Raw genomic sequence first — 26,926 nt, 5'->3', positions numbered from 1 at the left:
AACGGCCGACCCGAAGCCACCGACCCGCGGTAGTGCCACGGGACTAGAATCGTGGTGGGACTGCAACGGGGAGCCAGCGTGAACGATCTCATCGATACCACCGAGATGTACCTTCGCACCATCTACGACCTCGAAGAGGAAGGGGTCGTCCCACTGCGCGCCCGGATCGCCGAACGCCTGGAGCAGAGCGGGCCGACGGTGAGCCAGACCGTGGCGCGCATGGAACGCGACGGGTTGCTCGCCGTCGCCGAGGACCGGCACCTCGAGCTCACCGAAGCCGGGCGGAGCCGGGCGATCCGCGTGATGCGCAAGCACCGCCTGGCCGAACGCCTGCTGGTGGACGTCATCGGCCTGGAATGGGAACACGTGCACGACGAGGCGTGCCGCTGGGAGCACGTGATGAGCGAGGCGGTGGAACGCAAGCTCGTCACCCTGCTCGGCAACCCGGCGACCTCCCCGTACGGCAACCCCATCCCCGGCCTCGACGAACTCGGCATGGCCGTGTCGGCACCGTCCGCCGAAACCGATCTGCAGCGCGTCGACGAGATCGCCCGCCGCGGTGGCGGGCGGGCGCTGGTGTGCCGCATCGCCGAGCACGTGCAGCTCGACCCCGACCTGATGAGCGAGCTCAAGGAGGTCGGGCTGATGCCTTCGCACGAGATCGAGATCGTGCCGGTCACCGGCGTGAACAAGCCGATCGAGGTCAAGGGCGCCAAGGGCGGCACCAAGCTGACTCCGGGCATCGCGCACGCCGTCCTGGTCCGCGCCAGGTGAGCCCGGCCGAACACGCCGCCGACGCCTTCGGCGGCGAGCACGGACGCGCCCCGGAACGGGTCTGGTCGGCACCGGGCCGGGTCAACCTGATCGGTGAGCACACCGACTACAACGACGGCTTCGTGCTGCCCATCGCGCTGCCGCACCGGATCGCGGTCGCAGCGTCGGCGCGTTCCGACGGCGCGCTGTCGGTCGCCTCGCTGGGTGACGACGGTGTGCTGCACCGCGCCGGGCCGATGCGCGTGCCCGACCTCGCTCCCGGCTCGCCGGCGGGCTGGGCCGCTTACCCCGCGGGCGTCGCATACGCGCTGCACGGCCAAGGCATCGACGTTCCCGGTGCGGACCTGGTCATCGCCGGTGACGTGCCCGCGGGCGCCGGACTGTCCTCTTCGCACGCTCTGGAATGCGCCGTAGCGCTGGCGCTGCTCGACATCGCCGGTCGGCCCGCCGGGGCGCCGGGCTCCCCGTCGACGGCCGAGATCGCCCGGTGGGTGCAGATCTCGGAGAACGACTTCGTCGGCGCCCCCACCGGCCTGCTGGACCAGACCGCGTCGTTGTCCTGCACCGAAGCGCACGCGCTGTTCTTCGACGTTCGTTCCGGGGAGACCACGCAGATCCCGTTCGACACCGATTCGGCCGGCTTGGAACTGCTCGTGATCGACACGCGTGCGAAGCATTCGCACAGCGACTCGGGCTATGGCGAGCGCAGGCGAGGCTGCGAGCGCGCTGCGGAATTGCTCGACGTCAAAGCACTGCGCGACGTCTCCTCCGGCGAGCTGGACGACACCCTGCCCGGTCTTCCCGAGCAGCTGCGGCCGCTGGTACGGCACGTGGTCACCGAAAACGACCGGGTGCTGGCAACCGTCACCGAGCTCAAGGCCGGAAACCTGGCCGCCATCGGGCCGCTGCTGACCGCCTCGCACGTGAGCATGCGCGACGACTACCGGATCTCCTGCCCGGAACTGGACATCGCAGTGGACGCCGCGCTGAACGCCGGTGCCTTGGGAGCGCGAATGACCGGCGGGGGATTCGGCGGATCCGCGATCGCGCTGGTAGCTGCCACCGAGCGGGAGCGAATCGGCCGGTCCGTGTTGGACTCCTTCGCCGAGCACCGGTTGCAGAGGCCCCGGTTGTTCACCGCGACCCCGGCGGCCGGCGCCGGCCGCGACCGGTAGCCTCGCCCGCTCCCGCCCGCCCCGCGGCAGGCGGGGCGAGTTCACCTTCGTCGGAAAGGCAGAAACCCCGTGAAGCTCCTCGTCACCGGTGGTGCGGGATACGTAGGCAGCGTGTGCGCCGCCCGGCTGCTGGAGAACGGCCACGACGTGACCGTGGTGGACGACCTCTCCACCGGGCACGCGGACGCGGTGCCCGCCGGCGCCGAGTTCGTGCAGGCCGACCTCGCCGACACCGCCGGGCAGCTGCTCGCCGACGGCTACGACGGGGTTCTGCACTTCGCGGCGAAGTCGCTGGTCGGCGAGTCGATGCAGGATCCGGACAAGTACTGGCAGGGCAACGTGGTCACCTCGTTGCGACTGCTGGAAGCGATCCGCGAACACGGCACTCCGCGGCTGGTTTTCTCCTCCACCGCTGCGACCTACGGCGAGCCGGAAAGCGTGCCGATCCCGGAGGACGCGCCGACCCGTCCCACGAATACCTACGGGGCGACGAAACTGGCGATCGACCACGCCATCAGCTCGTACGCCACCGCGCACGGGCTGGGCGCGACGAGCCTGCGCTACTTCAACGTCGCAGGCGCCCATGGCGCGTTCGGCGAGCGGCACACCACCGAGACGCACCTGATTCCCATCGTGCTGCAGGTCGCGCTCGGCCTGCGCGAGCAGGTCCAGATGTTCGGCGACGACTGGCCGACCGAGGACGGCACCTGCGTCCGCGACTACATCCACGTCACCGACCTGGCCGACGCGCACCTGCTCGCGCTGGAGCACACCCGCCCGGGAGAGCACCGGGTCTACAACCTGGGCAACGGGACGGGCTTCTCGGTGCAGCAGGTGGTCGAGACCTGCCGGGAGGTGACCGGCCACCCGATCCCGGCGGCGGTGGCGCCGCGCCGGGCGGGTGATCCCGCGACGCTGGTGGCTTCCAGCGACCGCGCCCGCAGCGAACTCTCCTGGCAGCCGAAGCACGCGGATCTGGGCGTGATCGTGCGGGACGCGTGGGAGTTCGCCCGCGGTCGGAACGCGGGCTGAGCGGATCGGCCCGATCCCGGCTCGGTCGGGCCGGCACCCGACGCCGCCGTGGTGGTAGCGGCTCATGAGAGTTCGTCCTCGTCGATCGTGAGCTTGGCGTCCTGGATAGCGTCCCGGGTGAGCGACTCCAAGTGCTTCGGCGGCACCCCGGCGTCCAACGCACCCCGCAGCAAGCAACCCAACGGGTGCTCAGGCCTGCAGGACTCGATGCGTTCCAGCGCGACACCGGCAAGCGCGCCCTCCCCGCGCAGGTACGCCGAGAAGGCCAGCATGGCGGCCACCTCCGCGACCTCGGGAGCGGGAGCTTTGCGCACCAAGGTCAGCCAGAGCTGCTCGGCGGCCATCGCGTTGTCCCCGAGCGCCGCGCTCAAGCACAGGTCGCGGACGCGGCTGTCGGACAACGCCAGCAGCACCCGGAGCTGATCAAGCTCGGTGAGTGCCTCGTTCGCCGCTGTGCGGGCGACCGCGCCGAGTACGAGCTCGACGTCCTTGCGAGCTCCGGCGGGTTCCCGCGCGGATTCCTCGATCAGCTCGTTGAGCTTCGCCGACCAGCGCGCCGACAACTCCTCGGATTCCGGCGCGACGAGCCGCTCCAACTCGCTTCTGCTCTCGAACGTGACCGCGCCGGACGCGGCCAGCGCAGCGCCCATGGCCGAGCTTTTCGGGTCGGGAATCTTGCCGCCGCAGGTCGGGTCGTCGTAGCACTGCCACGATCCGCCCGCCCGCAACCGCGGCGTCCACAGCAGGTGCCAGATCGAGAACCCGGCCTCGCGGAAGGCTCCTGCCAGGACCCCGGCCAGGCCGCTGTACGGCAGCGACCCGGCCTCGCCCGCCGCGTGATCCGTCGGCGGCGAGGCTCCCGGTTGCCCGTCCGCGTCGTCCGGTTCCCGGCCGTCGGTACCGACGATCACCAGCAGGACCGCGGTCGCGTCCTGCCTGGCCAACGGCCCTTTCACCAAGTATTCGGCCAGCGCGGAGTGGTTCTCCGATTCCGGCAGGTCGATTCGCAGCGTGACGCCGCAGGCGGCCGAGGTGTCGCTCGTTTCGTGCAGCGCTACCAGCACCAGCGACTGGGAAGGGGTGAAACCGAGCAGGTGCGGCACGGCGGCCAGCACGTCCGCGGGGTCGCCGAGCCGAACGGAATGCGTTGAAGTGGTCATGCCCAGAACATCGGTGCCCGAACTGGATGCGGCGCAGGGTCGATTCCGAGATCTGTGGATGGATCGAGACCCTGTGGACGGAATCGCCGAACAAGAACGGAAAACTCACCGACGGGTGACAGTGAATCCGGCTACCTGCCTAGCCCCGTTGACGTGCACGCTGAGTGCACCACGTCCCGGCCGGAGCCCGGTGAGCCGTCCCGAGTCCGGGTCGAACGCCGCCACGGCTCCAGGAAATGCCTGCTCCGGCGGCCCGATGAACACTTCCGGGCTACCCTGCCAATCGGCGCTCACCGGGTACCGCACCGGAACGGCCCGATCACCTTGGAAAAGTTCGGCCGTTGTGGGCACCGAAGCACCGACCTCGACGTTCGCGGGCGCAGCGAGCTCAAGCCGGTCCACGTTCGGCTTCGTTTCCCATCGCACACCGCGCGGTCCCGTTCGCAACAGACTCCAACCGGTGAAGCCGCCCGACTCGGGTGCGGTCGCCGGGGCTTTGCCGGAATTTCCGTTCACTTCCAGCGACACGCCATCCACTGTGGACGAATGGAAGGTACCTGCGTGCGCGGCGACCAATGCCGCCGATTTCCCGGAGGAACCTTCGAAATCGGCGAGCCAGCGGTTCAGCAGCGCAGCTTCCTTCGGGTCCGCGAGCCGCGAAGCGTCACCGGCACCCGGGTCGTCCAACGGATGATGCAGAAACACCGCCACCGAACGAATCCGTGGATCTCGCCGCGCTTGGTCGAGCGCAGCACGCAGCATCCGCACTTGCTCGAAGCCGCCGCCGAGCAGCGCGCCGGAGGAGGAATCCAGCGACACCATCCGAGTCCCGGCGACGTCGGCAACCCGCTGCGGTGCCCCGAATTCCGCGGTGAACTCGCGCAGATCGCCCGGTCCGTTCGCTTCGTGGTTGCCCGGCACGTAGAACCACGGGACACGATCACCGACCTCGGAGTCGATGAGCCGCCGCGCCAGGTCGAAGTCGGCAGCAGTGCCCCGATCGACGAAGTCACCGTTGATGACCAGCGCATCCGGCCGAGTCGCCACCGCCTCCCGCAACGCGCGGCGAGCCTGCTCGACCAGCGGGCCCGCCGGGTCGTCCGCGGTGAACTGGGCATCGCTGACCACGGCGATCCGGACAGCGCCCGGAGCCGGCCGCAACGTCCCGTCCTGCACGACGGAACGATCCTGCGGCTGGGGAGTGACCGGAACGTCCACTTCGGGCGCGACCGAAGCGGTCAGGTCGTCGAAGACCAACCGCCCACCGTACTGCCGGGCGCCGTCCGTCTCGACCGCGTACAAGCGCTGCAAGCGCAGCGGTCCGGACGCGCCGGCCGGAATCGGCGCCTGCACGTACCGCCAACCGGTCCAGTCGACCTTCTCCGCCAGGTCCACCGTGGTCGCAACGCCCGCAGGATCGAGCAGCGTGCCACGCAGCCGCGCACCCCGGCCGTCACCGTTGACCCACACGCCGACCTGCTGCGTGCCGTCCGGCAGCGGCAAGGCCGGCTCGGCGTTGACGTAGGCGGCCCTGGTCGAGGTACTGCCGGTCAGCGAGTAGTCCAACGCCAGCCCAGGAGTGCCCGCCCGGCCTTCGCCTTGCGTCAGCGAAGCACCTACCGGCTGCGGGAACCCGCTCGGCCGCCACCCACCGACATCGTCCATAGTGGACAGCGACTGGGGTTGCGCACCCGTCGTCACGCCCAAGTGGGTCACCTTGTCGCCGACGCGCGCGGTCACCACCGCAGAAGCCGAAGGTGACAGCGCAGTCACCGCGAAACCGTCCCGGTCCGGCTCGATCCGCACCGCATTCGAGTCGTATTCGAGGTGCACGTCGGCGGGTTCCACCCACGTTCCGAAGCCGTCCGCATCGTGCCCGAGAATCTGGAACCGGTCGCGAGCACCTTCCCCGGCCAGCCGGACACGCCCGACGCTCGGAGACAGCCGCACGGGCGGGCCCAACACCGTCAATTCGGCGGACCCGGAGGCGGCTGCACTGTGCGCGGTCACCTCCGCGGTTCCGGGCAGCCCACCCCGCAGGACACCGTTGTCGATCCGCCCTCTTCCCGGAGTCACCGACCACTCCGGACCAGCGGGAACCGGCGCACCGGTTTCGTCGTGCCCGTGCGCAGCGAAGCGACGGGTCAACCCGGACAACACCCGCCCACCACCGGGCTCCACGCGGAAACCGCGCAACCGGCCGCTTCCGGGTGCTGTCGAGAAGCCGAGCCCATTGGGCACCGGGCGCAACTCGCCCTCCGACGGCGAGTTGCGAACGCCCGGAGCGCTGCCGCCCTCCGGGCGCGCCAACAGCGTCGACGAACCCCCGCCATCCAGGTTGATGGCGTCGTCCGCGCCGAGCCGTCGCAACTGCTCGGCGAGTTCGAGTTCGGTCATCCCGCGGCTGGCGGCCTGCCGACCATCGATCGTGACCAGCCACATCCGTTGTCCATCGGCCGAGAACCCGGCCGCGGTCCGCGGGTGCAGCGCGGTGTCGTCGACCTGCTGCACCGCGCCGTCGCGCAGCAGAACCTTGTTGCCGCCCACGGCGACATCCGGTTCATCACCCGACGTGCGGGGCCGGTAGTGCACGCCCACCCGTTCGCCGACGCGCACGGTCGCCAGTTGATCGGCGCCGGCTCCCACCCCGAGCAGACGGACCGAACCGCGCGGTACCGGCCCTTCGGCCGGGGCAGGGCTAACCCGCGTGACCTGGTCACCTGCGACCTCCACCTCGGTCACCCGGTGCGCTCCGTCCACAGCGGACCGGCGGGATGCGTCGCCCCAACGCGGCGTGTACAGCGCAATGCCGTCGTCGGAGACCTTCGGGACGTTCAAGTCGGTCACCCGCGTGCGCCCACCGTCTGCGCGAGTCAGCTGCGCCTCGAGGAAGAGCTGCATCAGCCGCCCCGCGCGCTGCCGCCCGCCGACTGCGGCGACGTCGTTGTTCCCGGCCTCCGGGGCGCTGAGCAGCTCACCATCGGACATGGCGGGACCCAGCGGCGCACCGGAGGCGTCGATGTCGAAGAAGTCGCCGTTGACGCCGGCAACAGCGCCCGAACGCGCGGCTTGCTCGGTCAGCGGGCTGCGCATCGAAGCACTACCAGGGCTCAAGTACTCGGGACGCAAGCCGGGTTCGGAGAGCTCGGCCGTCAGCACGTCGCCGCGCAGCCAGCCGTCCGGCCCATAGCGCTCGAACTCCGTCAGGCTCAGCCCGGGCGCTACCGGTGAGGTGTTGCGCGCCGTCTCGACTCCCTCGGACCGATCTCGGCCGCCGGCGCGGACGCTGACCGGGCCCTTCTCCAGCACCGAGGCGGCAGGACCGTCCTCCACCGGCGGAGTCGGCACCGCGGCCGAAGCGTTCGGCACGCTGAGCCCACCGGCCAGCACGACTCCCGACAGCACCACTGCGAAAGACCGCAATCCGCCCTCCCGACACCGGAACACCGGCGCACCAGCAGATCGCAGGACGACGGCCGACAGCGAGCGAACAGCTGAACTACACCCGAACAGCCGATGCCGATCACTCGGCGCTGTTGCACGGACTGCTGATCATGCCGAAACGCGCGACGGGCCGAAACGCGCAAGGGGGAGTCGGCCGCGACGGCCGACTCCCCCATCAGCACCGGGACGTATCGGCGCCGGTGCTCGATCTCGCGTTGGACGCTGCGATTCCGGCCTCAGCTGCAGCCGGAGGTGGAGCCGCAGCCCTCGCACAGGTAGCAGGACCCGGACGGGCGCATCTTCGTGCCGCAGGTCATGCACAGCGGCGCATCAGCGGCCTTGCCCAAGCGCAACTCCAGCAGCTCGGTCGAGCTGCCCGCGCGGTGGTCGTCCTCCTGCGCGGGTTCCTGCGCCTGCGCCGCCGGGTAGTCGACGGTGGAACGCATCGTGTCCAGGTCGACCGAACCACCGCCCGGCTCCGAGTCGTAGTCCGAAGTCTGCGCCGTGCGCTCCTCGTTGGTGAAGATGCCCAGCTGCGCCCGCTTCTCGTACGGCAGGTAGTCCAGCGCCAGCCTGCGGAACAGGTAGTCCAGCACGCTGCTGGCCATCCGCACGTCCGGGTCATCGGTCATGCCCGCCGGCTCGAAGCGCAGGTTCTGGAACTTCGAGATGTAGAACTCCAGCGGGATGCCGTACTGCAGACCCACCGAGATCGACATCGAGAAGGCGTCCATCACGCCGGACAACGTGGAGCCCTGCTTGCCGAGCTTGACGAAGATCTCGCCGAGCCCGTCGTCCGGGTAGGACCCGGCGTGCAGGTAGCCCTCGGCACCGCCGACGGTGAACGACACGGTCTGGCTCGGACGCTTCTTCGGCAGCCGCTTGCGGACCGGGCGGTACTCGATCTGCTTCTCGACGGCCTTGTCCGACTCGCCCTGCTCGCCCTTGCCCGCCGAGAGGGGCTGGCCGACCTTGCAGTTGTCCCGGTAGATCGCCAGCGCCTTCAGGCCCAGCCGCCAGCCCTCGAAGTAGATCTCCTCCACATCGGCGACGCTGGCCTGCTCCGGCATGTTCACCGTCTTCGAGATGGCGCCGGACAGGAACGGCTGCACCGCGGCCATCATCCGCACGTGCCCCATCGGTGCGATCGCCCGCTGGCCCATGGCGCAGTCGAACACCTCGTAGTGATCCGGGCGCAGCCCGGGGGCGTCGATCACGTGGCCGTGCTCGGCGATGTACTCGACGATCGCCTCGATCTGCTCTTCCTGGTAGCCCAGCGCCTTCAACGCGCGCGGCACCGTCTGGTTGACGATCTGCATGGAGCCGCCGCCGACCAGCTTCTTGAACTTCACCAGCGCCAGGTCCGGCTCGACCCCGGTGGTGTCGCAGTCCATCATCAGGCCGATCGTGCCGGTCGGAGCCAGCAGCGACGCCTGGGCGTTTCGCCAGCCGTGCCGGGCGCCGATCGCCAGGCCGTCCTGCCACACCTTCGTCGCCAGCTTGTGCACCGCCACGTCGTTCTGGTGGTAGGTGCGTACAAGGTCGTTGGCCGCCGCGTGCTTGCGCATCACCCGCTGGTGCGCCTCCGCGTTGCGCGCGTAGCCCTCGTACGGTCCGACCGCACCGGCCAGCTCCGCGGAACGCTTGTAGGCGGTACCGGTCATCAACGAGGTGATCGACGCAGCCAGCGCTCGCCCGCCGTCGGAGTCGTAGGCGTGGCCGGTGGCCATCAGCAGCGCGCCCAGGTTCGCGTAGCCGATGCCGAGCTGCCGGAACTTGCGGGTGGTGTCGCCGATCGACTCGGTCGGGAAGTCCGCGAAACCGATCGAGATGTCCATCGCGGTGATGACGAACTCGACGGCCTTCTCGAACAGCTCCGCGTCGAAGGTCAGGTCCTCGCGCAAGAACTTCATCAGGTTCAGCGAAGCCAGGTTGCAGCTGGAGTTGTCCAGGTGCATGTACTCCGAGCACGGGTTCGACGCCGAGATCCGGCCGCTCTCGGGCGCGGTGTGCCAGTCCTGGATCGTGCCGTCGTACTGGATGCCCGGGTCGGCGCTCTCCCACGCGGCGTGCGCCATCTTGCGGAACACGTCACGACTGCGGACGTCTTCGACGACCGAGCCGTCGGTGCGGGCACGCAGCCCGAACCGCCCGTCGCTTTCCACCGCACGCATGAACTCGTCGGTGACCCGGACCGAGTTGTTCGCGTTCTGGTACTGCACCGAGGACATGTCCGCGCCCCCGAGGTCCACGTCGAACCCGGCGTCGCGCAGCGCCCGGATCTTGTGCTCCTCCTTGGACTTGGTCTCGATGAACTCCTCGACGTCGGGGTGGTCGACGTCCAGGATGACCATCTTCGCCGCACGCCGGGTGGCCCCACCGGACTTGATCGTGCCCGCGGAAGCGTCCGCGCCGCGCATGAACGACACCGGCCCGGAGGCGGTGCCGCCGGAGGACAGCAGCTCCTTGGACGAACGGATGCGGGAGAGGTTCAGGCCGGCCCCCGAGCCGCCCTTGAAGATCAGGCCCTCTTCCTTGTACCAGTCGAGGATCGACTCCATCGTGTCGTCGACGGACAGGATGAAGCAGGCCGAGACCTGCTGGCGCGAGCTGGTGCCCACGTTGAACCACACCGGCGAGTTGAAGCTGAACACCTGGTGCAGCAGCATCCAGGTCAGCTCGTGCTCGAAGATCTCCGCGTCCACCTCGGTCGCGAAGTAGCCGTGCTGCACGCCGCTGCGCACGTACGTCTTCACGACCCGGTCGATGAGCTGCTTGAGGCTGTGCTCACGCTGCTCGGTGCCCTGCGCCCCCCGGAAGTACTTGCTGGTCACGATGTTGACCGAGTTCAGCGACCAGAACTCGGGGAACTCGACTCCGCGCTGTTCGAAGTTGACCGAGCCGTCCCGCCAGTTGGTCATCACCACGTCGCGGCGTTCCCAGGCAACCTCGTCGTAGGGGTGCACCCCCTCGGTGGTGTAGACCCGCTGCACCCGGATGCCCTCGGTGTGGGCACCTGTCTCCGGCTCCCCCGTTGCACCGACCGGGCCGTCCACGGTCTCTGTCATGACCTGTCCCTCTTCCCTGTTGCTCGCTCGTGCATTCCCGCCGCCGTCCGGTCTCCCCGTCCGGGTCGGTCGCGTCCCACCCGCGTTCGCCGGCCCACGCCGCGCCGATCGCCGCTTCGGTTTAGCCACTGCCGCTCTCCCCCGTTCGCGCCCCGTCCCCACTGCCGCGGGCCGCGCGGAGATCGACGATCTCCTTTTCGAAGTCGGCTACCGAGGAGAAGGCCCGGTAGACGCTGGCGAACCGCAGGTACGCGACCTCGTCCAGTTCGCGCAACGGCCCCAGGATCGCCAACCCCACCTCGTGGCTGGGCAACTCCGACACGCCCCGCGAGCGGACCGCGTCCTCGACCCGATGGGCGAGCTGCTGCAGCGCGTCCTCCTGCACCGGCCGCCCTTGGCAGGCGCGCAACACCCCCCGGACGACCTTTTCGCGGCTGAACGGCTCGGTAACCCCAGAGCGCTTGACCACCGACAGCACTAGTTCTTCCACTGTCGTGAACCGGCGACCGCAACCGGAGCAAGAGCGCCTGCGCCGGATCGCCTGCCCTTCCTCCACCTCGCGCGAGTCGATCACCCGGGAGTCATCGCCCCGGCAGAATGGGCACCGCATCGGACTCACCCCCTTTCGGCCGTCATCAGCCACACCTCCGCAGCAACCGGCGCACTCACCGTGCGTGGGAACCAGAGTACTCCTCGAGCACAAGCTGTGGAGTAACTACACCGGCGTAACTACTAGATGTTGTGGCGAACTCTAATCGGCCGCACATCGGGAAGCAAACCGACCCGCCCCGGTGCTCCCCGGACGAGTGATACCGGACGGAGCAGCGCGCGCGAACAGCAGGTGACCGCCCCGCGAAGATTCAGCCGCGCCGGACGGGCACGATCAAACTCCGCCCGGTCGCAGGCTCAGCAGCGTCGAGATGGTTCAGCTCGACGATGCGGCGGATCACCGCACCCTGATCGCTGTCCGGCGCGAAGCGAGCAGCCAGTCCGGGCAGCGTGTCGCCGCTGCCGACGGAGACCAGTTCAGTAGCATTCGGCACCGGCTCCGCCGGTTCGGCCGCGAGCAGGCCGAACGCTAAGACCACCGCGAAGGCGCAGAGACCGACGCCGGCGAGCCAGGCGGACTCGACCAACGCGTGGCGCCACCGGAACACCGCGCCCACCGGCTCCGCGGCGATCGATTCCGCCGGCACCGGCGGATCGGCGGCCTCCTGCGCAGGCGTTCGCAACACCGCACCACCGGACGTCCGCGGCCGCGCCGCCGGACCGAGCACCGTCACCATGAGCACCTCCTGCACCGGGACCGCCCGCGGCCCACAACGGCAGATCGCAATCAAGATCGAATGGTTGTTCGATCGAACCTCCGTGCGATTGTGTACCAGCAGTGCTCGACAGCGCCAGACCTGGAGCGAAATTAACTCGAACAGGTGTTTGATCTTCCCTGCTGCCCGGTCTACTGTGGAAATCGGAGTCACGAGCAGTCCCGTTCACGAGGGCAGGAGGCAGTGGTGGTCAGCAACACGACCGAATCGATCGGCGACCGCGACGAGGTGCGCGACGGCAACGGGCAGGGCGGCGCAGGCGGAGTGGTGACCGAACTCCACGGACGCGGCGAACCGGCCGAGACCGTCCAGGAACAGCCCGCCGTTCCCGAGCAACCCGGCACAGCGGAGCTGAGCGATCGACAGCTCAAGGTGCTCGAAGCTATCCGCGAATGGATGCGCGAGCACGGCTACCCACCGAGCGTGCGCGAGATCGGCGACGCCGTCGGCCTGACGTCGACCTCGTCGGTCGCTTACCAGCTGCGCGTGCTGGAGCGGAAGGGCTACCTGCGCCGCGACCCGCACCGGCCGCGCACGGTGGGCGTGCTCGTCGCCGATTCCGAGCAGGGCGATCTCGCCGGGCAGCCGAAACCCGCGTACGTCCCGGTGGTGGGCCGGATCGCAGCGGGCGGGCCGATCCTGGCCGAGGAGTCGGTGGAGGACGTCTTCCCGCTGCCGAAGGAGATCGTCGGCGAAGGAGCGTTGTTCCTGCTGCAGGTCGTCGGCGACTCCATGGTCGACCTGGCCATAACCGACGGGGACTGGGTAGCGGTCCGGCAGCAGCCGGACGCGGACAACGGTGACGTCGTCGCGGCGATGATCGAAGGCGAGGCGACGGTGAAGACCTTCAAGCGCACCGATGAGCACGTCTGGTTGATGCCGCACAACGAGGCTTACCAGCCCATCCTGGGTGACGACGCGACGGTGTTGGGGAAGGTGGTCGCCGTGCTGCGCCGACTCTGAGAACCGCTTGCGGGCTTGATCCGTGCATCGGCACCGCATGAACCGTGCGCGGCGGGCACGTCCGTTCTCGGTGTGCGGCGGTAGCAACCCGGTCTTGGAAACAGCGGCGATTCATCGGCGGCGAAGCCGGCTCAGGAAGAACAGCAAAAGCGCCGCCAGGCCGAGGGCCACGACCACAGCAGGTGCTATCGGGACTCCGCTGTTCTTCTCGGGCCCGCTCGGCTCTTCCGATGCAGTGGTTCCACCGTTCTCGGAGTCGGTTCCGCCGGCGTCGGGACGCCCCGGCGAGGGCGCGGGCTCGGGGCGCAGCAACGCTGCCGCACCGGACAACGCCCGCACAGGTTGCTGACCTTCGGATGCCGACAGCAATGTGCCATCCGGTTCCCAGGCGATGGCTTCACCCTGCACCTCGTTCGGCAGCGGAATGCGGATCGGTGGCCGCCGCAAAGCCGCAACCACGTCGCCGTCCGGGGCCTCGAACAAGTACGCCTCGGTGTAGGTCCGCAACGCGACCATCGTGCCGTCCGGGCTGACCGAACCACCGGTCACCAATCTGGTGCCGACTCCCGCTATCGGGCCGCCGGGTGTGTCGGTGGTGGGCAGCGTGACGGTGCCGACGGGCGCCCATGGAACGGTTTTCCCCTCTTGCAGGGGAGCGGCAGGGCGGTAGATCTGCGCCATGCCGAGCGGCTCTTTGGTAACTACATAGGGAATTCCGGACTTGTCCAGCAGCAGCGCCTCGGCGTCGTGCGGTCCGTCGGGATAGGAGAGCCGGTAGAGCGCCGAGTTGCCGTTCCCCGTCAGCACGTGCAGCGCGACCGTTTCGCGGCGGCGTTGGTTGTCGCCGGTATCTGCGAGCCAGACCGCACCGCCCGGAGCGAGCGCCAAGTCCTCGACGTCGTACGGGTCGGTGGCGGACGTCCACACGTCCCGCACGGAGCAATCGGCGGGGTTGAGCACCGGCACGCGCAGCGAACTGCCGCTGTCGGCGACCGCGTACCAGCTGCGCCCGTCCGAAGCCAGGCCGGAGAGTTCGGCCAGGCCGGGATCGGTGATCCGGCAACGCTCAGCCTGCGAAGACGACTGCGCGTGGTGCTGCGACGCATCGGCGGCAGCGGGCGGCACGGCCAGCATCGCCCCTACCACCAGCGCCGGGTATAGCGGACAGAAGCGGGGCCACCGCAGGAAGAATCCCAGCAGCGACGTTCCGGGGCGCGAATCGCCGGGCGGCCTCCCTGACGTTTCTCCAGCCCTGTGAGGGCCGATCATCGGCCGGTTCGCGATTCGCGGCCCGCACGACGGCTTCGTGGTCACCGTCAGCGGGCCGCCCTACCCGGAACACCGGTCCGGCGGCTCATCCCGCGCCTGCGAAAGGTTGCAGCGCACCGGCGAGGTCGGAACGGACCTTGGCCCGCACCCTGGTGCCTTCGGCGGTGTGCTCCTCGTCGACGAGCTCCCCTTCGGCGTGCACCCGGGAAACGAGCTCGCCCCGGGTGTAGGGCACCAAGGCGTCGACGAACACGCCGGGGCGCGGCAGCCGGTCCGCGATGAGCTCGCGCAGCGCGGCGATTCCCGCACCGGTGTGCGCGGAGACGAACATCGCGCCGGGCAGCAGCCTGCGCAGCTCGGCGATCCGGGTGGCGTCGACCTGGTCGGTCTTGTTCACCACCAGGAGTTCCTCCGGAACCGGCGCGCCGTGCTCCGCGGCGATGTCGGAGACCACCTGGCGCACCGCGGCGACCTGGTCGTGCGGTTCGGGCTCCGAACCGTCCACCACGTGCACCAGCAGGTCAGCGCCGGTGACCTCCTCCAGCGTGGAGCGGAACGCCTCCACGAGCTGGTGCGGCAGGTGCCGGACGAAGCCGACGGTGTCGGTGAGCGTGTAAGCCCGTCCGTCCGGGGTCTCCGCGCGGCGGGTGGTCGGGTCCAAGGTGGCGAACAACGCGTCCTCCACCAGCACGCCTGCGTCGGTGAGCGCATTGAGCAGGCTGGACTTGCCCGCGTTGGTGTAGCCGGCGATGGCCACTCCGGCGACCTGCCTGGCCTCGCGCCTGCCGCGCTTGGTGTTGCGGACGGTGCGCATCGCGGCCAGTTCCTTGCGGAGCTTGCTGATCCGCTTGTGGATCCGCCTGCGGTCGGTCTCCAGCTTGGTCTCACCGGGACCGCGGGTGCCGACGCCGCCGGTGGCGCCACCGGCCTGCCGGGACATCTTCTCGCCCCAGCCGCGCAGGCGGGTGATGTAGTACTGCAGCTGGGCAAGCTCGATCTGCGCCTTGCCCTCCTTGGAGCTGGCGTGCTGGGCGAAGATGTCCAGGATCAACGCGGTCCGGTCGATGACCTTGACCTTGAGCTTGTCCTCGAGCTGCCGGAGTTGGCCGGGCGCCAGCTCGCCGTCGCAGACGACGGTGTCCGCGCCGGTAGCGACCACGACGTCGCGCAGTTCCTTGACCTTGCCCGCACCGACATAGGTCGCCGGGTCGGGTCGCTGCCTGCGCTGCACGAGTCCATCGAGCACCTCGGAACCGGCTGTTTCGGCGAGCCGGGCCAGCTCGGCCAGCGAGGCTTCGGCGTGCACCGCGTCACCCTCGGTCCAGACCCCGACGAGCACGACGCGCTCCAGCCGCAACTGCCGGTACTCGACTTCGGTGATGTCGGAGAGCTCGGTGGACAGCCCCGCCACGCGGCGCAGCGAGGCGCGTTCGTCCCGCTGCATCTCACCGCTTGAAGGGGCGGTGTCCGCGGCTCTGGAGGCGGCGAAGTCAAGGGCCGGATCATGAACGGAAAACTCGTCGGCGTCGAGCGGCTGACCGCCGGGCTCGTCCGTGCCGGCTGCTGCGCGGGCGACCTCCGGGTCGAGGCTCGCCTCGGATGACCACAGTGCGGATTTCTTCATATCGGTTCCATTGTCCCACGCTTCGCGACCGGTTTTCACCCTCGAAAATCGGCCCGGGCCGGGCACTCCGCGCGGTCAGCCGATCTCGGCTTGACGCCACCACTCCACGCCGAGCCTGCCCCCGCCGACGAGGACCGCCGGGCCGGTGAGCAGCGTGGTCCGCTCCGTGACCTCGACCTGAACGCTGCCGCCCAGGACCTCGACGAGGCGTTGCCCGGTTCGTGCGCCGGCGGCGTGCAGCGCGGCGACCGCGGCCGCGACCGTGCCCGTTCCGCACGAGCGGGTTTCGCCGACGCCGCGCTCGTGCACCCGCATCCGGATGCGATCGGCCCCGCCCACCGCGTCCGGGCCGAGGCGGCGGACGAACTCGACGTTCACGCCGGCCGGGAAGAGTTCGGGGTCGTGCGGCGGGACCTCGGTCAGGTCCAGCCCGGCTATGTCCTGGTCGGTGACGCAGGCGAGATGCGGGTTGCCCAGGTCCACCGCGAGTCCCCGGAATCGCTGCTGCCCGACGGTGGTCCCGGATTCGCCGAAGATGCGTGCCGGTCCCATTTCCACCGTGCTGCTGCCGTCCGGGTGCGTCACGACGGGTTTGGTGCCGCCCCGGGTTCCGACGTCGAAGGCGCCTTCGGCGGCCAGACCGGCCTCGACGAGGTAACGGGCGAAAACGCGGACGCCGTTGCCGCACATCTCCGCGAGGGAGCCGTCGGCGTTGCGGTAATCCATGAACCAGACGTCCGGAGAAACCGACGCCGGCGCATCGGGCACCGCGGCGGCGGGCACGACGCGGAGAACACCGTCCGCGCCGAGTCCGCGCTGCCGGTCGCAAAGCGCGCGCACGTGGGCCTCGGTCAGCTTCAGCTCGCCTTCCGGGTCGGGCAGCACGACGAAATCGTTCTGCGTGCCGTGGCCTTTGACGAACTCTGGTCCTTCGGAAAACCGCACCCGGCAAGTCTACGTGCGCAGCAGCGCCCGGAGGCGGTCCGGCGTCGCCTGCTCAGCTGTTGCGTCGAGCCAGTTGACGCGCTTGTCGCGGCGGAACCACGAACGCTGTTTGCGCACGAACCGGCGAGTGAACCGGGCGGTCTCGGCGGCCGCGGCGGCCATGTCGCCCGAACCGTCGAGTTCGTCGAGGACCTGCTGGTAGCCCAGTGCGCGCGAGGCGGTGCGGCCGTGCCGCAGACCGTGGTGCACCAGCTCACGCACCTCGGCGACCAGGCCCGCGTCGAACATGCTGGTGACGCGCAGGTCCACCCGGTCGTCGAGTTCCGCGACCGGCCGGTCCAGGCCGAACAGCACCGCGTCGTAACGCGGGGGGCCCGGCTTGGGCAGGTTCGCGGAGAACGGGGCCCCGGTGATCTCGACGACCTCGAGAGCGCGCACGAGCCTGCGACCATTGCTGGGCAGGATCGACTCCGCGGCGGTCGGGTCCACCTCCGAGAGCTGCCGGTGCAGATCGGCGGCGCCGCGCTGCCGGAGCTGCTCGTCCCAGCGGGCGCGCACTTGCGGATCGGTTCCCGGGAACCGCAGATCGTCGAGCACCGCTTGCACGTAGAGCCCGGAGCCGCCGACCAGCAGCGGCGTCCGGCCACGCGCCAGGACATCTTCGACGGCGGCGCGCGCGTCGCGTTGGTAGGCCGCCACCGACGCCGTCTCGGTCACCTCCAGCACGTCGAGCAGGTGGTGCGGGACGCCGCGGCGCTGCTCGGTGGTGAGCTTGGCGGTGCCTACGTCCATCCCCCGGTAGAGCTGCATGGCGTCGGCGTTGATCACTTCTCCGCCGAGTTCGTCGGCGAGCTCGACTGCGAGGTCGGACTTGCCGGTCGCGGTCGGGCCGACGATCGCCACGAGTCGTTGCGCAGGTGCAGCGGACACCCGGCCACCCTAAATCCCGCGAACAACCGCACGAGCGTGCGGATCCCCGCAGTGCGGGCATTGAAAGGGCAGGTCAAGCGGCGCGCGACCAGGTTCCGACGTGGTAGGTCACGCCGTGCGGGGTGTCCGAGTACACCAGCCGCCCGGTCCAGTTCCCGGTGCCTGCCGCACCCGCCGCGCACTGCCAGGCGGCACGAGAGGCAACACCGAGTTCGGCGCAGAGCTGCGGATCGAGGTCGAGCAGCTCCCGCCGGTCGACATCACGCACGGCCGACCGCAGTCGCTCGTCCAGCCGGCGCGCCCGGGGATCCGGCGGGTGCGGCGAGCGCTCGTCTTGCCGGTTGGTGCCCTCGGCGAGCACCAGCAGGCCGAACTCCTCCGCAGCGGACCCGAGCTGCCGGCCCAGCTCGACCGCCTGCTCGGTCGGAGTGTCCGCGGCCAGCAATCGCACGGTCACGCGCTCGGCTCCCGCCTGCTGCCGCAACCAACCCGCGACCAGGGCGGGCAACGGCAGCTCCGGGTCCCACGCCGGCCGATCGCCGCCCAGGCTCACCGGCACATCAACTCCGTACCCTGCGAAAGTCCCGGCGGTGTCCGGTTCCAGCACGGTCGGCCCGCGACGATCTACGCCGACGGCGACCCATTCGGCGGCCGAGTCCGTCAAACTGGTGGTGGCGCGCAGGCACGCGCCCCGCACCGGCTCGGTCCGCGGACCGGTCCGCACGGTCAGTTCGGGGACGAGCAGCGGCGGGTACGGCACCACAGCGATGCGGGTGAGCACACCCGTGCACGGTAGAGGTCACGGTCGGCGGTGAACGGAGCAGGGACCCGATCGCCGCGCGCGGCGGCACCCGCCCGCGCGGCCCGTTCGCATGACCCGCACCGGACCGCCGACGCCTCCGGAGGGCGCGCCGGAATACCGGGGCCGGGGCGGACCTGTTTGAATGCGCCAGCGGAGATCGGACTCGACCTGCGGGTCCGGATCGCCGCGCACCGGCTCCGCCACGGCGGGGCGCCCGTGCCCGGCACGGGCATCGAAGCGGGTACGCGAGGAGGATTCCGGTCATGACGCACCAGGACACGACCCCCGAAACCGCCGCGGGAACAGCACCGGGCACGACTGCGACGAACGCTGCAACCGGGGCTCACCTTTCCGCGCCCGCGGTGCCTGCCGCCTCCACCGACCCGGATCGCTGGGGCCGGGTGGCCGACGACGGCACGGTTTACGTGCGCACCTCCGGCGGCGAGCGGGCGGTCGGATCGTGGCAGGCGGGCGCCGCGGCCGAGGGGCTGGCGCACTACGCGCGGAAGTTCGACGACGTGCGCACCGAGGTCGAGCTGCTGGAGACCCGGATCAGCGGGCACTCCGGCGATCCGAAGCAAGCGCTGACCAGCGCACGCCATCTGCGCGACGGGCTGGCCGAGGCGGCCGTCGTGGGCGACCTGGATTCGCTGCGCGCTCGTGTCGAGCACCTCGTGACGCGCGCCGAACAGGCCGTGCAGGACGCGAAGGCGCACAAGGACCAGGTCCGGGCGGACGCGGTGGCGCGCAAGGAAGCGCTGGCAGCCGAGGCGGAGCAGATCGCCGCGGAGGCCACGCATTGGAAGTCGGCGGGCGACCGGCTCCGGGCGATCCTGGACGAGTGGAAGACCGTCCGGGGCGTGGACCGCAAGACCGATGAGCAGCTCTGGCGCCGGTTCTCCAAGGCCCGGGACGCGTTCAACCGCAGGCGCGGCTCGCACTTCGCCGAACTGGACCGCCAGCGCGCGACGTCCAAGGCGCACAAGCAGGAGCTGGTGGAGGAGGCCGAGTCGCTGACCGAGTCCACCGACTGGGGCGCCACCGCCACCCGCTACAAGCAGTTGATGGCGGATTGGAAGGCGACCGGGCGCGCCCCGAAGGACAGCGATGAGGCGCTGTGGCGGCGGTTCCGGGCCGCGCAGGACACGTTCTTCGCACGGCGCTCCGCGGCGTTCTCGGAGCGCGACGCGGAATTCGCGCAGAACGCGACGGCGAAGGAGGAGCTGCTGGCCGAGGCCGAGACGATCGACCCGAAGGCGGACCTGCAAGCCGCGCAGCAGCACCTGCACCGCATCCAGCAACGCTGGGACGAGATCGGCAAGGTGCCGCGCGAGCGGATGCGGGAGCTGGAGGGCAGGCTGCGGACGGTCGCCGACCGGGTGCGCACGGCTTCGGAGACGCAGTGGCGGCGCACCGACCCGGAGGCGCAGGCGCGCGTCGAGCAGTTCCGGGAACGCGTCGAGCAGTTCGAGGCGCAGGCGGAGAAGGCGCGGGCCGCCGGGGACGCGAAGCGGGCCAAACAGGCCGATGAGCAGGCCGAGCAGTGGCGAGTCTGGCTGTCGGCGGCGGAGCAGGCACTCGAAGACCGCTGAGCGGGCATCCCAGGCCGCCGCGTTGACGACCGCTTGAGGCGACGCCTCGCCGAGTTCCACGGGGCTTGCGCCTCGATGCGTGCCGCAGTCCGCGACTGCTGTTCAACCAGCCTCAACAGGCTGCGCTAGGCGCTCAGCACCACGTCAGGGCCGCCTGAGCACCACCCGAAGCCACTGCACGGCCAGCACCACGATGCACACCACGGCCAGCACCAGTCCCAGCGACGGCCCGCCTTCGGGCACCGTCTGCCGGGACCAGATCGCGGTGACCCCCTCGAACGACACGATGATGCAGGCCATTCCGGCGACCCACGCCAGCGCCCAGCGCCGGGTGGCCAGCGCGAGCGCGCTGAGCAGGACCCCGGCGATGGTGGAGTTGATCGCGAACAGCCGCGGCAGCAGTGTGATCTTCAGCGCGGGATCGGCCTGGCCGAACAGCACCTGCCACCCGGTGGCGTCGCCGATCCACGGCAGGATCGAGCACAACACCAGCACGAGCATCACCCCGGCGATGGTCAGCGCCGTGGTGCCGGGATCGATGCGGCGCAGCAGGTCGCGCTCGGCCTTGGAGAGTTCTTTGCGACCCTGCTCGTCGGCGGCTGCGGCCGGATTCGCACCTGCCACCGGCTCGTCCCGCTGCCCGCCGTCGTGCTTCGGTTCCTTGGCGTCGTCGCTCAACACGCACATCCCTGTTCGGCGGCCGGCTGCGGTTGTGGTGCGCCGAAGGACGGGAGTCCGAGGCTGACCCCGGAGGTCTTGGGCCGTTCGCCCACCTCCCAGTGGTCCCCGGCGCGGGTTCGGCGGTGCGCGGTGATCTCCCCGTCGGCGACCAGGTGGTGCGGCGCGGCGCGGGTGACCGCGGTGTGCACGACGTCGCCGGGGCGGATCTCCCGGTCGATGGCTCCGTCCGGGGCGAAGTGCACCAGCCGTCCGTCGCGGGCGCGGCCGGACAGCCTGCGGGTCTCGCTGTCCTTGCGGCCTTCGCCTTCGGCGACGAGCAGTTCGACCTCCGTGCCGACGAGTTCCTTGTTCAGTTCCCAGGACATCTCGTTCTGCAGCGCGACCAGCCGTTCGTAGCGCTGCTGCACGACCTCCTTCGGCAGCTGGCCCGGCAGGTCGGCGGCGGGCGTGCCGGGCCGCTTGGAGTACTGGAAGGTGAACGCGCTGCTGAACCGGGCTTCGCGCACGACTTCCAGGGTCTGCTCGAAGTCCTCTTCGGTCTCACCGGGGAAACCGACGATGATGTCGGTGGTGATCGCCGCGTCCGGCATCGCTTCCCGGACCTTGCGCAGAATGTTCAGGTACCGCTCGGAGCGGTAGGAGCGGCGCATCGCCTTGAGCACCCGGTCGGAGCCGGATTGCAGCGGCATGTGCAGCTGGTGGCAGACGTTGGGGGTCTCGGCCATCGCCTCGATCACGTCGTCGGTGAAGTCCCTCGGGTGCGGCGAGGTGAACCGCACCCGCTCCAGCCCGTCGATCTCCCCGCAGGAGCGCAGCAACTTGCCGAACGCGAGCCGGTCGCCGAATTCGACGCCGTAGGCGTTGACGTTCTGCCCGAGCAACGTCACTTCGAGCACGCCCTCGTCGACCAGGGCCTGGACTTCGGCCAGCACGTCGCCGGGGCGGCGGTCCTTCTCCTTGCCCCGCAGCGCGGGCACGATGCAGAAGGTGCAGGTGTTGTTGCAGCCCACCGAGACGGACACCCAGCCGGAATAGGCGGATTCGCGGCGCGCGGGCAGCGTGGAGGGGAACACGTCGAGGGATTCGAGGATCTCGACCTCGGCCTCCTCGTTGTGCCGGGCGCGCTCCAGCAGCGTGGGCAGCGAACCGAGGTTGTGCGTGCCGAACACGACGTCCACCCAGGGCGCGCGGCGCACGATCTCGCTGCGGTCCTTCTGCGCCAGGCAGCCGCCGACGGCGATCTGCATACCGGGGTGGTTCTGCTTCACCGGACGCAGGTGGCCGAGGTTGCCGTAGAGCCGGTTGTCGGCGTTCTCGCGGACCGCGCAGGTGTTGAACACGACCACGTCCGCCTCGGTGTCCTTGGGCGCGCGCACGTACCCGGCTTCTTCCAGCATCCCGGAGAGCCGTTCGGAGTCGTGCACGTTCATCTGACATCCGTACGTGCGCACCTCGAAGGATCGCGCGGCGTCCCGCTCAGCCATGCCTCAACGGTATCTCCTGGTCAGAGGCCGAATGGAAGCACCCTGCCCAGCATCGCGGGCAGCGGCCCACAACGATTCGACGAGTTCGGTTCGTGTACGCATGGAATGCGATCCTGGTGGTTGGGCGGGAACCGCCGCACCGGAGCCATTCCGTTCGTTTCGGCCTTTCGGGTACGAAGCAAGCAGAATTGCTCCATCCGGAGCATCCGCACCATATGGACTAACCGGCCTGGTCGGCCTAGGTTTTCGCCAGCAGAACCGGATTCTTCGGCAAGGAGCGCGCATGACCCCGGAATCGCCGATGATCCGCATGTCCGCGGTCGACAAGCACTTCGGACCGGTGCACGTGCTGCGGGACATCGAGCTGACCGTGCCCCGCGGTCAGGTCGTGGTCGTGCTCGGCCCGTCCGGTTCCGGCAAGTCCACGCTGTGCCGCGCGATCAACCGCCTGGAACCCGTCGACTCCGGGACGATCGAGATCGACGGCACGCCGCTGCCCGCGGAGGGCCGCGCGCTGGCCGGGGTGCGCGCCGACGTCGGCATGGTCTTCCAGCAGTTCAACCTGTTCGCGCACAAGACGATCCTGGACAACGTCACCCTCGGGCCGATCAAGGTGCGGCGCTCGGACAAGGCCACCGCCGAGCAGGAGGCGACCGCGCTGCTGGACCGGGTCGGGATCGCGGATCAGGCGGCCAAGCATCCCGCGCAGCTGTCCGGCGGGCAGCAGCAGCGCGCCGCGATCGCCCGCGCGCTGGCGATGAAGCCGAAAGTGATGATGTTCGACGAGCCGACCTCCGCGCTGGACCCGGAAATGGTCAACGAGGTGCTCGACGTCATGGCGGGGCTGGCCGCCGAGGGCATGACGATGCTGGTGGTCACGCACGAGATGGGTTTCGCGCGCCGCGCCGCGCACCGCGTGTTGTTCATGGACGACGGGCGGATCGTCGAGGACTCCACTCCGGACCGCTTCTTCCAGGGCGCCGAGAGTCCGCGGGCGCAGGACTTCCTGAGCAAGATCCTCACCCACTGACGGCGGCTCCGGCCGCGAAAATCCGGTTCACCGCAGAGAGGGGATTGCCGAGATGAAAGCGCGGAACGTGCGCTGGGGCGTGCTGGTGGCGTCGCTGGCGCTGGCCCTGACCGCCTGTGGCGGCGGAGGGGGCAATCAACTCGCCGGGGGTGGCAACGAGGTCGCCGTGGACCGCGGCGCCAAGTTCGAGCCGGGCAGCACGATGGCGAACCTGCAGCAGGCGGGCAAGATCCGCATCGGCGCCAAGTTCGACCAGCCGCTGTTCGGCCTGCAGGGACTCGACGGCAAACCGCAGGGTTTCGACGTGCAGATCGCCAAGATCGTCGCGGCGAAGATGGGCCTGTCGCCGGAGCAGATCGAGTGGGTGGAGACCCCGAGCAAGACCCGCGAAGAGGTCATCGAGCAGCAGAAGGTCGACATGGTCGTGGCGACCTACACGATCAACGACAACCGCAAGGAGCGGATCAGTTTCGCCGGCCCGTACTACCAGGCCGGTCAGGACCTGATGGTGGCCCGCGACAACACCGGCATCACCGGCCCGGAGTCGCTGCGCCCGACCGGGGCGAAGGTCTGCTCGGTCACCGGTTCCACCCCGGCCGAGGAGATCAAGAAGTACGTCGATCCGCAGAACCTGGTGCTCTTCGACGTCTACTCGAAGTGCTCCGACGCGCTGCGCACCAGGCAGGTGCAGGCGGTGACCACGGACAACGTGATCCTGATGGGCCTGGTGGAGAACGGCGGCGGCCGGTTCAAGCTGGTCGGCAAGCCGTTCACCGCGGAGCCCTACGGCATCGGGATCAAGAAGGGCGACGTGGCGTTCTGCCGGTTCATCGACGACGCGCTGACCGAGGCTCAGGCCGATGGCAGCTACCAGAAGGCGTGGCAGACCACCGCGGGCAAGGTCTCACCGCAGGTGCCGCCGCTTCCGCAGTTCGACGCCTGCGGCTGATCGGAATCCGGGAGGGGCGTGCGTCCCTCCGCCACGCACTCTGCGCCGGAGGGCCTCGTGCACGTCCTCATCGACAACCTGCCGCTCTATCTCAGCGGCCTGCTGCGCACTCTGCAGATCTGCGCGTACGCGGGCGTGCTGGCGCTCGTGCTGGGCACCGTGATCGCCGGTTTCCGGGTCGCACCGCTGCCGCCGCTGCGCGCCGCCGGGACCTCGTGGGTCAACGTGTTCCGCAACTGCCCGCTGACCGTGGTGCTGTTCTTCATGGCGTTCGGGCTGCCCGAGCTGGGGTTGAACGGCTCGTACTTCTGGTTCGGCACCGCCGGGCTGGCGCTGTACACCTCGGCGTTCGTGTGCGAGGCGATCCGCAGCGGCATCAACGCGGTGCCGCCGGGGCAGGCGGAAGCCGCGCGAGCGGTCGGGCTCGGGTTCGGACAGGTGCTGCAGCTGGTGGTGCTGCCGCAGGCGGTGCGCACCGTGGTGCCGCCGCTGGGCAACGTGCTCATCGCGATGATCAAGAACTCGGCGATCGTGGGTGCTTTCGGCGTCGGCGGCGACCTGTTCGCGGTCGGCGACACCCTGACCTCCGCGCGGGGTGAGGCGGCGCTGCCGGTGCTGACCGGTGTCGTCATCGGCTACCTGGTGATCACGATCCCGGCCGGGCTGCTGCTGGGTGCCCTGGAGCGGAAGGTGGCGATCGCGCGATGACGAACTCCGTGCTCTACGAGGCACCGGGCCCGGTGGCGCGGCGGCGGAGCATGCTGGCCAGCGCAGGAGTCGGCGTGCTGCTGCTGGCGGTGCTGGTCTGGGTGCTGGTGGCGCTGGGCACGCGCGGGCAGTTGACCGTGCAGAAGTGGGGTCCGCTGATCGACCCCACAAACGACACGTTCGCGCCGTTGTGGAGCCTGCTCGGCGCGGGACTGGCCAACACCTTGCTGGCCGCGGTGCTGGCCATGCTGTTCGCACTGATCATCGGGACGCTGCTGGCCGTGACGCGGTTGACCGCGGCGGCTTGGTACCGGTGGGCCGTGGTCGGCGTGGTGGAACTGCTGCGCGGCGTTCCGGTGGTCATCGCGATCTACTACGCCAGCCGCGTGCTGCCTTCGCTCGGCGTGGACCTGCCGCTGCTGTGGTACCTGGTGATCGGGTTGACCGCGTACAACTCGGTGATCATCGCCGAGATCGTGCGGGCCGGGATCCTCGCGCTGCCGCGCGGGCAGAGCGAAGCCGCTTATGCGATCGGACTGCGGAGATCGCAGGTGCTCACCACGGTGCTGCTGCCGCAAGCTTTCCGGGCGATGCTTCCGGCGCTGATCAGCCAGCTGGTGGTGATCCTGAAGGACACCTCGCTGGGCTTCATCATCTCCTACGTCGATCTGGTGCGGCAGGGCCAGATCGTGATCCAGAACCTGAACAATCCGATCCAGACCTACTTCGTGATCGGAGTGGTGTTCGTGCTGATCAACTACGCGCTGAGCCGAGTCGCGGTGGCCACCGAGCGACGCGTCGGCCGCGGCCGCAAGGGCGCCCCGGTGGTCGAAGGCGTCGAGTGAGCCGGCTCAGCCCGGAGTCGCCTGCACCCCTTCGGGCGCGAGCGTCGCGTCGTAGGCGCGCTGCCAGCTGCCGTCCGCTACCGCGGTGCGCAGGGCCGCGTCGATCTGGTCGCGCAGCACGTCGTCGCCGGACTTGAGGCCGACGAACTGCTGTCCGCCGTCGGTGACCGCGTACGGACCGACCGCGGAGACGCCCTGCCGGGCCGGGTCGACGCCGCCGATCTGCAGGTCCACGCTGCCGCCTGCGAGCGCCTCGGATTGCAGGGTGGCCGGCAGCATGCGGAAGGAGACCTGGGTGGCGGGGTCCAGTCCGAGCTCTTGTGCGATGCGGCGCGCGATCTCCACGTCGAAGCCGCGGTATCCGCCCGCACCGTCGCGCGCGGCGAACTGCCGAGCGTCCGCGCGCAGGCCCACGAGGAGTTTGCCGCGCGTCCGGATCTGCTCCAGCGTCGGCGAGGTGTCCAGCTGGACGCCGCCGGGCGAAGGGACGGGGGCGGGGGCTTGCGGCGACGGACGCGCCGCCGGGGGCGGTGCACTCGCCTGACCGGTTTCGCCCTGATCGTGCCCAGTTCCCTGATTGACGCCGCCGCCTTGCCCGGAGCATCCGGCGAGCATTCCGATCGCCAACACCAACACCGCCACACCCGTGCGCATGCGCCCCATCCTGCCAGCACGCCCCGGCGGTTCGGTCAGGCGCGGTTCACCGGCCGTCGCGGAATGGGCGAAAAACTGCCTCTCGACGGTTTCCTGTCAGCATCAAGAATTGGCGATGCCGAACGTCTCGCGGAACATGTCCAAGTGGTTCCCGAGACCACTGGGACCGTCTCAGCGCGGTCAGGGTCAACCGGCGGCAACCGTTCGACGTCCGCGGCCGTTGCCGCGCGCCGCGGCCTTCGGCTGCGAACACGAGCAACGGCCTGCCGACTCCGCTGATCCGCACACGACGTCCGGACACTCCCCACCGCCATCCGGTCTTCGCTGGTCAGGCCATTGGCCGCGCACCGTACGGCGGCACGTCATCGGCCGTACATCCGCCGTTAACACTCGCAATCGGGTTCTGTATCGGTTTTGATTTCCGCGTCACAGCCGCTACTGTGGCTGCCGTCACGGAGATCAGAGGCGCCAG

The 26,926-nt window shown here is 69.8% G+C and carries 22 protein-coding genes; 9 read left to right on the top strand and 13 right to left on the bottom strand.

All coding sequences use genetic code 11. From position 1 onward, the window contains the following. Positions 1-78 precede the first annotated feature (78 nt). The 3 genes from V1457_RS15840 to galE all read left to right on the top strand — a co-directional run bounded on the left by V1457_RS15840 (position 79) and on the right by galE (position 2,981). Positions 79-774 (top strand): metal-dependent transcriptional regulator, encoded by a 696-nt coding sequence (locus V1457_RS15840; RefSeq protein ID WP_200071267.1) that lies wholly within the window; start codon positions 79-81, stop codon positions 772-774. Further along, positions 771-1,949 (top strand): galactokinase, encoded by a 1,179-nt coding sequence (gene galK / locus V1457_RS15835; protein ID WP_338595317.1) that lies wholly within the window; start codon positions 771-773, stop codon positions 1,947-1,949. Before V1457_RS15840 ends, galK begins: the two co-directional genes overlap by 4 nt. A gap of 69 nt (positions 1,950-2,018) precedes the next feature. Next, positions 2,019-2,981: a UDP-glucose 4-epimerase GalE gene (gene galE / locus V1457_RS15830; RefSeq protein ID WP_338595316.1), complete on the top strand. Its 963-nt coding sequence runs from the start codon at positions 2,019-2,021 to the stop codon at positions 2,979-2,981. A gap of 62 nt (positions 2,982-3,043) precedes the next feature. Here galE and V1457_RS15825 read toward each other — a convergent pair whose 3' ends face one another. The 5 genes from V1457_RS15825 to V1457_RS15805 form a co-directional block, all read right to left on the bottom strand. Further along, positions 3,044-4,141, bottom strand: coding sequence for a DUF4192 domain-containing protein (locus V1457_RS15825; protein ID WP_338595315.1), 1,098 nt, complete (start codon positions 4,139-4,141; stop codon positions 3,044-3,046). A 105-nt stretch (positions 4,142-4,246) separates the two neighbouring features. Continuing rightward, complete coding sequence (locus V1457_RS15820; protein WP_338595314.1) at positions 4,247-7,564, bottom strand: phosphodiester glycosidase family protein; 3,318 nt, start codon at positions 7,562-7,564, stop codon at positions 4,247-4,249. A 257-nt stretch (positions 7,565-7,821) separates the two neighbouring features. Further along, positions 7,822-10,653 carry a vitamin B12-dependent ribonucleotide reductase gene (locus V1457_RS15815; RefSeq protein ID WP_200071262.1) on the bottom strand — a complete coding sequence of 944 codons (2,832 nt, stop codon included), beginning with the start codon at positions 10,651-10,653 and terminating at the stop codon, positions 7,822-7,824. 121 nt (positions 10,654-10,774) lie between these two features. After that, complete coding sequence (gene nrdR / locus V1457_RS15810) at positions 10,775-11,263, bottom strand: transcriptional regulator NrdR (RefSeq protein ID WP_200071261.1); 489 nt, start codon at positions 11,261-11,263, stop codon at positions 10,775-10,777. Between the two features lie 250 nt (positions 11,264-11,513). Next, positions 11,514-11,939, bottom strand: a complete 426-nt coding sequence (locus V1457_RS15805; RefSeq protein ID WP_200071260.1) for a LysM peptidoglycan-binding domain-containing protein — start codon at positions 11,937-11,939, stop codon at positions 11,514-11,516. 306 nt (positions 11,940-12,245) lie between these two features. Here V1457_RS15805 and lexA point away from each other — a divergent pair, with 306 nt between their 5' ends. After that, positions 12,246-12,941, top strand: a complete 696-nt coding sequence (lexA, locus tag V1457_RS15800) for a transcriptional repressor LexA (RefSeq protein ID WP_200071506.1) — start codon at positions 12,246-12,248, stop codon at positions 12,939-12,941. 111 nt (positions 12,942-13,052) lie between these two features. Here the strand turns inward: lexA and V1457_RS15795 are convergent, their stop codons facing one another. The 5 genes from V1457_RS15795 to V1457_RS15775 form a co-directional block, all read right to left on the bottom strand. Continuing rightward, complete coding sequence (locus V1457_RS15795) at positions 13,053-14,087, bottom strand: hypothetical protein (protein WP_307850129.1); 1,035 nt, start codon at positions 14,085-14,087, stop codon at positions 13,053-13,055. Positions 14,088-14,295: 208 nt separating this feature from the next. Next, positions 14,296-15,654 (bottom strand): GTPase HflX, encoded by a 1,359-nt coding sequence (hflX, locus tag V1457_RS15790; RefSeq protein WP_338604996.1) that lies wholly within the window; start codon positions 15,652-15,654, stop codon positions 14,296-14,298. 255 nt (positions 15,655-15,909) lie between these two features. Then, a complete protein-coding gene (gene dapF, locus V1457_RS15785; RefSeq protein WP_338595312.1) occupies positions 15,910-16,779 on the bottom strand; it encodes a diaminopimelate epimerase in 870 nt (289 codons plus the stop codon). A gap of 9 nt (positions 16,780-16,788) precedes the next feature. Then, positions 16,789-17,709 (bottom strand): tRNA (adenosine(37)-N6)-dimethylallyltransferase MiaA, encoded by a 921-nt coding sequence (gene miaA / locus V1457_RS15780; protein ID WP_338595310.1) that lies wholly within the window; start codon positions 17,707-17,709, stop codon positions 16,789-16,791. A gap of 73 nt (positions 17,710-17,782) precedes the next feature. Next, a complete protein-coding gene (locus V1457_RS15775; RefSeq protein ID WP_338595308.1) occupies positions 17,783-18,490 on the bottom strand; it encodes a hypothetical protein in 708 nt (235 codons plus the stop codon). Positions 18,491-18,774: 284 nt separating this feature from the next. Between V1457_RS15775 and V1457_RS15770 the strand changes: the two genes are divergently transcribed. Continuing rightward, entirely contained in the window at positions 18,775-20,103 is a 1,329-nt protein-coding gene (locus tag V1457_RS15770; protein ID WP_338595307.1) for a DUF349 domain-containing protein, read from the top strand. 144 nt (positions 20,104-20,247) lie between these two features. On the opposite strand, the gene V1457_RS15765 is transcribed toward V1457_RS15770, so the two are convergent. Together V1457_RS15765 and miaB are read right to left on the bottom strand one after the other, a co-directional pair. Then, positions 20,248-20,781 carry a hypothetical protein gene (locus tag V1457_RS15765; RefSeq protein ID WP_233627752.1) on the bottom strand — a complete coding sequence of 178 codons (534 nt, stop codon included), beginning with the start codon at positions 20,779-20,781 and terminating at the stop codon, positions 20,248-20,250. Continuing rightward, the gene (miaB, locus tag V1457_RS15760; protein ID WP_200071256.1) at positions 20,778-22,268 is read right to left on the bottom strand and encodes a tRNA (N6-isopentenyl adenosine(37)-C2)-methylthiotransferase MiaB; all 1,491 of its coding nucleotides are present in this window, start codon (positions 22,266-22,268) and stop codon (positions 20,778-20,780) included. Before miaB ends, V1457_RS15765 begins: the two co-directional genes overlap by 4 nt. 301 nt (positions 22,269-22,569) lie before the next feature. On the opposite strand from miaB, the gene V1457_RS15755 reads away from it, so the two are divergent. From V1457_RS15755 to V1457_RS15740, 4 genes are read left to right on the top strand one after another with little or no spacing between them, the layout of a single operon-like run. After that, entirely contained in the window at positions 22,570-23,298 is a 729-nt protein-coding gene (locus V1457_RS15755) for an amino acid ABC transporter ATP-binding protein (RefSeq protein ID WP_200071501.1), read from the top strand. A 52-nt stretch (positions 23,299-23,350) separates the two neighbouring features. Further along, positions 23,351-24,247, top strand: coding sequence for a glutamate ABC transporter substrate-binding protein (locus V1457_RS15750; RefSeq protein ID WP_338595306.1), 897 nt, complete (start codon positions 23,351-23,353; stop codon positions 24,245-24,247). 57 nt (positions 24,248-24,304) lie between these two features. After that, positions 24,305-24,955 carry an amino acid ABC transporter permease gene (locus V1457_RS15745; protein ID WP_200071254.1) on the top strand — a complete coding sequence of 217 codons (651 nt, stop codon included), beginning with the start codon at positions 24,305-24,307 and terminating at the stop codon, positions 24,953-24,955. Next, positions 24,952-25,800 carry an amino acid ABC transporter permease gene (locus V1457_RS15740; RefSeq protein WP_200071253.1) on the top strand — a complete coding sequence of 283 codons (849 nt, stop codon included), beginning with the start codon at positions 24,952-24,954 and terminating at the stop codon, positions 25,798-25,800. Before V1457_RS15745 ends, V1457_RS15740 begins: the two co-directional genes overlap by 4 nt. 6 nt (positions 25,801-25,806) lie before the next feature. Here V1457_RS15740 and V1457_RS15735 read toward each other — a convergent pair whose 3' ends face one another. Next, positions 25,807-26,454, bottom strand: a complete 648-nt coding sequence (locus V1457_RS15735) for a transporter substrate-binding domain-containing protein (RefSeq protein WP_200071252.1) — start codon at positions 26,452-26,454, stop codon at positions 25,807-25,809. Positions 26,455-26,926: the final 472 nt, after the last annotated feature.

The organism is Saccharopolyspora sp. SCSIO 74807 (assembly GCF_037023755.1).
GTDB classification, from domain to species: Bacteria; Actinomycetota; Actinomycetes; order Mycobacteriales; family Pseudonocardiaceae; genus Saccharopolyspora_C; species Saccharopolyspora_C galaxeae.
This window is presented reverse-complemented; position numbering and strand designations above follow the sequence as displayed.

Bases quoted from the DNA above. Each gene is read 5' to 3' on its own strand.
- V1457_RS15735 (WP_200071252.1), bottom strand. From the start codon at position 26,454: ATGCGCACGGGTGTGGCGGTGTTGGTGTTGGCGATCGGAATGCTCGCC.
- nrdR (WP_200071261.1), bottom strand. From the start codon at position 11,263: ATGCGGTGCCCATTCTGCCGGGGCGATGACTCCCGGGTGATCGACTCG.
- V1457_RS15805 (WP_200071260.1), bottom strand. From the start codon at position 11,939: ATGGTGACGGTGCTCGGTCCGGCGGCGCGGCCGCGGACGTCCGGTGGT.
- hflX (WP_338604996.1), bottom strand. From the start codon at position 15,654: ATGCAGCGGGACGAACGCGCCTCGCTGCGCCGCGTGGCGGGGCTGTCC.
- V1457_RS15825 (WP_338595315.1), bottom strand. From the start codon at position 4,141: ATGACCACTTCAACGCATTCCGTTCGGCTCGGCGACCCCGCGGACGTG.
- V1457_RS15750 (WP_338595306.1), top strand. From the start codon at position 23,351: ATGAAAGCGCGGAACGTGCGCTGGGGCGTGCTGGTGGCGTCGCTGGCG.
- miaB (WP_200071256.1), bottom strand. From the start codon at position 22,268: ATGGCTGAGCGGGACGCCGCGCGATCCTTCGAGGTGCGCACGTACGGA.
- V1457_RS15770 (WP_338595307.1), top strand. From the start codon at position 18,775: ATGACGCACCAGGACACGACCCCCGAAACCGCCGCGGGAACAGCACCG.
- V1457_RS15755 (WP_200071501.1), top strand. From the start codon at position 22,570: ATGATCCGCATGTCCGCGGTCGACAAGCACTTCGGACCGGTGCACGTG.
- V1457_RS15740 (WP_200071253.1), top strand. From the start codon at position 24,952: ATGACGAACTCCGTGCTCTACGAGGCACCGGGCCCGGTGGCGCGGCGG.
- V1457_RS15815 (WP_200071262.1), bottom strand. From the start codon at position 10,653: ATGACAGAGACCGTGGACGGCCCGGTCGGTGCAACGGGGGAGCCGGAG.